This is a genomic window from Saccharopolyspora sp. NPDC002578, assembly GCF_053592695.1.
The window spans coordinates 1-6,149 of record NZ_JBSFWJ010000139.1 but is presented as its reverse complement, the minus strand read 5'-3'; the positions used below and the strand labels follow the sequence as shown (position 1 = coordinate 6,149).

Here is a 6,149-nt window from a genome sequence, read left to right as displayed (position 1 = left end):
GGTTTCCTCGCTGCGGGATCTTTTTTCCAAGTGGCTCCGCCACGAGGAAAAAAGCCGTCCTCGCGAGGAAACCGCTGAGAACCCGCCGGTGGTCGGCCTGCTCTGGCTGGTCACTGCTCAGCGGCTCCGCCGCTGACAGGACACAGATCAAGGACGTTGTGCGTCGGGAGCGACAAGTCATGGGCAGGTTCTGAGCGGTCCGAGGTCGCGGAGTCGGCATCACCACCACGCGCGTCCGGCCGCCTTGCGGCCGGTGAACGAACGAGAAGAAGGGGTTTCTGCATGTCGCCGCACCTGAGCGGAGTTCTCACCGCCCTGCCTACGCCGTTCACCTCCGACGGCGAGGTCGACGTGGCCGCGTTGGGCCGCGTGGTCGATCGCAGCATCGACGGCGGGGTCGACGGCCTCGTCGCCTGCGGCTCCACCGGTGAGTTCGCCGCGCTGGACGAGGACGAACGCCGCCTGGTCGTGGAAACCGTGGTGCGGCGGGCCGCCGGGCGCGTCCCGGTCGTGGCCCAGACCGGCGCGGTGAGCACCGACCAGGCGATCCGGCTCTCCCGGCACGCGCAGGAGGCCGGGGCCGCGGTCGTGATGCTGGTGACCCCGTACTACGAGCCGCTGAGCGAGCCGGAGACCGAGCAGTACCTGCGCGCGGTCGCCGGCTCCGTCGACATCCCGGTGATGCTCTACAACCTGCCCGCGGTGACCGGTGTCGACCTCTCCCCGGAGCTGGTCGCGAAGCTCGCGCGCGAGGTCGGCAACATCCGCTACATCAAGGACACCAACGCCGACATGTCGCGGCTGCGGCAGCTGATCCACCACCACGGGGACGTGATCACGACCTTCGGCGGCTGGGACACGCTGATCCTCGCCGCGCTCACCGAAGGGGCTGCCGGGGTCGTGGCGGGCAGCGCGAACCTCGTGCCCGCCGAGCTCGTCTCGATGCACCGCGCGCTGCGCGCCGGTGAACTGGACGGCGCTCGCGCCGAGTGGTCCCGGCTGCACCCGCTGATGGACACCCTGATGACGGTGCCGTTCATCTCCGCGGTGAAGGCCGTGCTCAACGCGGAGGGACTGCCCGTCGGCAGCCCGCGCAGCCCGTTGCTGGACCTCGCGCCCGACGCGACGCGGCGCATCTCGGCGCAGGCCGCGGCGGCCCGGGGCGAGACCGCACCGGTGCGCGCCGGGAACGCACCGGCGGCACCCGCGGAGGTGCTGCGCTCGGGCGACTCGCGTCCGCTGGTCGTGGCGGCGGAACTGCCCCCGTCGCGGCACTTCATCGCCGGTGGGTACGCCGACTCGACCTCGGCTCGGGAACTCGACGTGATCGATCCGTGCTCGGAGCAGGTGCTGTGCCGCACTCCCGACGGCACCGCCGAGGACGTGGACCGGGCCGTGGCCGAAGCCGTCGCGGCGCGCGGCTCCTGGGCGCGGCGGGTGCCGAAGGACCGCTCGGACGTGCTGCACGCGATCGCCGACCGCGTCGCCGAGCACGAGGATTCGCTGGCACGGCTGGAATCCGCGAACACCGGCAAGCCGCTGGCGGTGGCCCGCGACGACATCGCGGGCACCGTCGACACCTTCCGGTTCATGGCGGGTGCGGTGCGGGCGACCGGCTCGATGCCGGCGGGGGAGTACCTCGACGACCACCTGTCGCTGATCGTGCGCGAACCGGTCGGCGTGGTGGGCGTGGTGACGCCGTGGAACTACCCGCTGATGATGGCGGCCTGGAAGATCGCGCCGATCCTGGCCGCGGGCAACACCTGCGTGCTCAAGCCCTCGGAGATCACGCCGGTGACCACGTTGAAGTTCGCCGAGCTGGTGGCCGACCTGCTGCCGCCCGGCGTGCTCAACATCGTCACCGGTCGCGGTGATGTGGTGGGTGCGCGGCTGTCCTCGCACCCGGACGTCGACCTGGTGGCGCTGACCGGTTCGGTGCCCAGCGGTCGCGCGGTGGCGCGGGCGGCCGCCGACGGGCTCAAGCGAGTGCACCTGGAGCTCGGCGGGAAGGCGCCGGTGGTCGTCTTCGAGGACGCCGACCTGGCCGCGGCGGCCGAAACCCTGCGCACGGCGTCGTTCTGGAACTCCGGCCAGGAGTGCGGTGCCGCGTGCCGAGTGCTGGTGCACGAATCCGTGGCGACCGAGTTCGTCGAGCACCTCGTCCGCGAGGCCGCCACGCTGGCGACCGGCGAGGCCGCGGCGGAGGGTGCGGAGATCGGCCCGCTGGTGTCCCGGGCGCACTTCGACCGGGTGCGCGGCCACCTGGAGCGCGCGCTGCGCGACGGTGCGCGCGCCGCGCTCGGCGGCGGCCCGCTGGAGGGGCCGGGGTACTTCATCGCGCCGACCGTGCTCGTCGACGTGCCCGAAGGCGCCGAGATCGCTCGCGAGGAGGTCTTCGGGCCGGTCGTCACGGTCGAGACCTTCCGCGACGAGCAAGAGGCGATCCGCCGGGCCAACGACGTGCCCTACGGGCTGGCCGCATCGGTGTGGACGGAGAACGCGCGCCGCTCGCACGACGTGCCCGCGCGCATCCACGCCGGGACGGTCTGGGTGAACTCGCACCTGGCGCTGGCCAACGAGGTCCCGTGGGGCGGGTTCAAGGGTTCCGGTTACGGCCGGGACCTGTCGATCCTCGCGCTGGAGGACTACTCCCGCACCAAGCACGTCATGCACAACCACACCCGCTGAACCATCCGCCGCAGCCGGGGTCACCAGGGCGGCCGACCGCGCGCTGGTGGTGAGGACTCCCTTTCAGGATGACCTGCGTAGTGGGTCGCTCAGCGGAACCTCAGCGGCTTCCTCGCTGCGGGATCTTTTTTCCAAGTGGCTCCGCCACGAGGAAAAAAGCCGTCCTCGCGAGGAAGCAGCTGGGAACCCGCGGGTGGTCGTCTTGCTCAAGCCGGTCACTGCTCAGCGGCTTCGCCGCTGACAAGACACCGATCAAAAGATCACTCTGGAAGGACTCCTGATGCCGTGGCGGAAGGGAACCGGCGAGGCGCGATTCGGTTCCTGCGGGGCGCTACCGCACCGCGTCCGCGAGGAGTTCGTAGGAGCGCAGGCGCTGCTCGTGGTCGTGGATCGGGGTGGTGATCATCAGTTCGGCGGTGCCGGTGCGCGCCGCGATGGCGTGGAGCTCGCGGCGCACGGTGCCCGGCGAGCCCGCGACGAGGCCGGGGGAGCACGCGGCGACCTCGGCCTGGTCGAGCGGCGCGAGCTCACCGGCCGCGTCCTCCGGGCCGGGCAGCAGGATTCGGTTCCCGCGCCGTCGGCTCAGCGCCTTCGCGCGCGTGGACCCGGCGAGCCACTCGGCGCGGGCGTCGGTGCCGGCGCAGATCACCGCCACGCTGACCAGCGTCGTGGGCTCCGGCAGCGACGCGGACGGCTGGAACGCGGCCCGGTAGTCGCGGGCGACGACGTGCGCGTCGTCCGGGTTCAGGTGGTGTGCGTTCGCGTGGGGCAGCCCGTGCAGCGCGGCCAGGCGCGCGCCGGTGCCGGACGAACCGAGCAGCCAGATGTCGGGCCTGTTCCCGCGAGCCGGTACGGCCCGCACTCGCGATCGCTGCGGCTCGGGCTCGAAGTGGTCCAGGAGTTCGGCCAGCGCGGCGGCGTGCGCCGGTGCGCTCGTGGCGTCGGGCGGCCGGCGCAGCGCTTCGGCGGTGGCGGGCGCGCCGCCGGGAGCCCTGCCGATGCCGAGGTCGATCCGGCCGGGGTGCAGGGCGGCGAGCATGCCCCACCGCTCGGCGACCAGCAGCGGCGGGTGGTTCGCCAGCAGCACCCCGCCCGCGCCCACCCGCAGCCGTGCCGTGGCCGACGCGATGGCCCCGGCGAGCACCGCGGGCTCGGCGCAGGCGACGCCCCGCATGCCGTGGTGCTCGGGCACCCAGTAGCGGTGGTAGCCGATCTCGTCGGTGAGCGCGGCGAGGTCGAGGGTGCGGTGCAGCGCCTGCTGCGGCGAGGAGCCCGCGACGATCGGCGAGGTGTCGAGGACGGACAACGTCAGCTTCCGAGGCACCCGCGGCATTCTCCTCGACGCGGCGGCCCCGGGACGGGCAACACCCCGTGGCGGGAACGAGCGACGGAGCTCAGGGGATCATCTTGTCGAGCTCGCGCAGCACCGTCTTGCGGCCCTTGTGCTCGCGCTCGTGCCGCCGCGCTTCCTCGGCTTCGCGCGCGGTCAGCTTCCGCGCGCGCCGCGCCGCCTCCCGCGCGGGCAGCGCGTCGAGCTCGGCGACCTTGCGCGCGGACTTCGCCGCCGGCGGGTTCGGCACGTGCTGCTCGCCGCGTCGCGACCCGGCTCGCTTCGCCCGCTGCGCTTCGCGGCGTTCGGCGGGGGACAGCTCGGCCCACGCCTGTTCCGGGAGGTAGCGCTCGGTGCGCTCGCCGTGGCGCGCGTGCGCCGAGCCCGACTCGGTCATCCAGCGCTGCTCGGTCCACTCGGCCAGGTCCTGCTGGGACCTGGTCGGCCGCCGCGGGTGCCGGTAGCCGCCGCCGTGCTTCTCGTACTCCTGGGTGAGCAGCTGGCTCTTGCGCGCGGACCACTGTCCGCGGCGCCCGCCCTTGCTGGAGTCCTTCAGCTCCTCCTTGAGTCGTTCCCGCAGCTCGGGGTGGGTGTAGTCCTGCTGGTAGTCGTCGCGATCCTTGCTCATGCGCATCGAGTACCCAGCTGGCGGGAGATCTGCGCAGATCGAGCGGCGTCGAACGCGGTCGAGGCCGACTTCCGCGGGAACTCGTTCGCGGGGTCTGGTGCTCGTGTTGCGGGTGGCTTAATTTGGGCGGAGTTCGTGCCCGCCCGGAATGCGTTGTTCGCCGCGAATCGGCGAACCGAACCGGTCGGCCCACCGCGGATTTCCGGACTTCTTCCGTCCTCCTTCTCGCGAGCGCCGTGCCTCGCGCGGAAATCCCGCGGACGTTCCCAGGCCGATCGGCGCCCCCGGCGGGTGTTCTTCCCGCACCGTCGAGCAAGGGAGATCACGATGCCGAGACCGGTCACGTTGTTCACCGGCCAGTGGGCCGACCTGCCGTTCGAGGAGGTGTGCAGGCTCGCCGCCGGCTGGGGTTACGACGGGTTGGAGATCGCCTGCTCCGGGGATCACTTCGAGGTCGACCGGGCGCTGGCCGAGGACGACTACGTCCAGGGGCGGCTGGACCTGCTGGAAGCCCACGGGTTGAAGGTGTGGACGCTGTCGAACCACCTGGTGGGGCAGGCCGTCTGCGACCACCCGATCGACGAGCGGCACCGCGGCATCCTGCCCGCGCGCATCTGGGGCGACGGTGAGCCCGAGGGCGTGCGCACGCGCGCCGCGGCGGAGTTGCAGGACACCGCGCGAGCCGCGGCGAAGCTCGGGGTGTCCACGGTGGTCGGGTTCACCGGTTCCTCCATCTGGCACGCGGTGGCGATGTTCCCGCCGGTGCCACCGGAGATGATCGAACGGGGCTACGCCGACTTCGCCGCGCGGTGGAACCCGATCCTCGACGTGTTCGACGAGGTGGGCGTGCGGTTCGCGCACGAGGTGCATCCCAGCGAGATCGCCTACGACTACTGGACGACGCGGCGCGCGTTGGAGGCGATCGGGCACCGGCCCGCGTTCGGGTTGAACTTCGACCCGAGCCACTTCCTCTGGCAGGACCTGGACCCGGTGACCTTCCTGTGGGACTTCCAGGACCGGATCTACCACGTGGACTGCAAGGAGTCGGTCAAGCAGTTCAACGGGCGCAACGGGCGGCTCGGCTCGCACCTGCCGTGGGCGGATCCGCGGCGCGGCTGGGACTTCGTCTCGACCGGGCACGGCGATGTGCCGTGGGAGCCGATCTTCCGGGGGCTCAACGCGATCGGCTACGCGGGGCCCATCTCCGTCGAGTGGGAGGACGCGGGGATGGACCGGATGCTCGGCGCGCCGGACGCGCTCGCGTTCGTCCGCAAGCTGACGGCGATCGAACCGCCGGAGGTCGCCTTCGACGCCGCCTTCGCCACCGACAAGTAGCGGACCTGGTCTTTTCGGGATGACCTGCGTAGCGGGTCGCTCAGCGGAACCTCAGCGGCTTCCTCGCTGCGGGATCGATTTCTCATGTAGCTCCCTACACCACGAAATCGCTGTCCTCGCGAGGAAGCCGCTGAGAACCCGCCGGTGGTCGGCTTGCTATAGCTTGTC

Annotated in this window: 4 protein-coding genes; 2 read left to right on the top strand and 2 right to left on the bottom strand. The window is 71.9% G+C overall.

Going from position 1 to position 6,149, the window contains the following annotated elements; all coding sequences use genetic code 11:
* Nucleotides 1-282: 282 nt before the first annotated feature.
* Nucleotides 283-2,688: a 4-hydroxy-tetrahydrodipicolinate synthase gene (gene dapA / locus ACWD38_RS29875; RefSeq protein ID WP_184479745.1), complete on the top strand. Its 2,406-nt coding sequence runs from the start codon at nt 283-285 to the stop codon at nt 2,686-2,688.
* A 331-nt stretch (nt 2,689-3,019) separates the two neighbouring features.
* On the opposite strand, the gene ACWD38_RS29870 is transcribed toward dapA, so the two are convergent.
* Both ACWD38_RS29870 and ACWD38_RS29865 read right to left on the bottom strand, forming a co-directional pair.
* Nucleotides 3,020-4,021, bottom strand: coding sequence for an LLM class flavin-dependent oxidoreductase (locus ACWD38_RS29870; protein WP_450125404.1), 1,002 nt, complete (start codon nt 4,019-4,021; stop codon nt 3,020-3,022).
* Between the two features lie 61 nt (nt 4,022-4,082).
* Nucleotides 4,083-4,646, bottom strand: a complete 564-nt coding sequence (locus ACWD38_RS29865; protein WP_184479743.1) for a hypothetical protein — start codon at nt 4,644-4,646, stop codon at nt 4,083-4,085.
* Nucleotides 4,647-4,973: 327 nt separating this feature from the next.
* Here ACWD38_RS29865 and ACWD38_RS29860 point away from each other — a divergent pair, with 327 nt between their 5' ends.
* The gene (locus ACWD38_RS29860) at nt 4,974-5,981 is read left to right on the top strand and encodes a sugar phosphate isomerase/epimerase family protein (protein WP_184479742.1); all 1,008 of its coding nucleotides are present in this window, start codon (nt 4,974-4,976) and stop codon (nt 5,979-5,981) included.
* The last annotated feature ends 168 nt before the right edge of the window (nt 5,982-6,149 follow it).

Coding starts and splice junctions, on each gene's coding strand:
- ACWD38_RS29865 (WP_184479743.1), bottom strand. CDS start 4,646: ATGAGCAAGGATCGCGACGACTACCAGCAGGACTACACCCACCCCGAG.
- ACWD38_RS29860 (WP_184479742.1), top strand. CDS start 4,974: ATGCCGAGACCGGTCACGTTGTTCACCGGCCAGTGGGCCGACCTGCCG.
- dapA (WP_184479745.1), top strand. CDS start 283: ATGTCGCCGCACCTGAGCGGAGTTCTCACCGCCCTGCCTACGCCGTTC.
- ACWD38_RS29870 (WP_450125404.1), bottom strand. CDS start 4,021: ATGCCGCGGGTGCCTCGGAAGCTGACGTTGTCCGTCCTCGACACCTCG.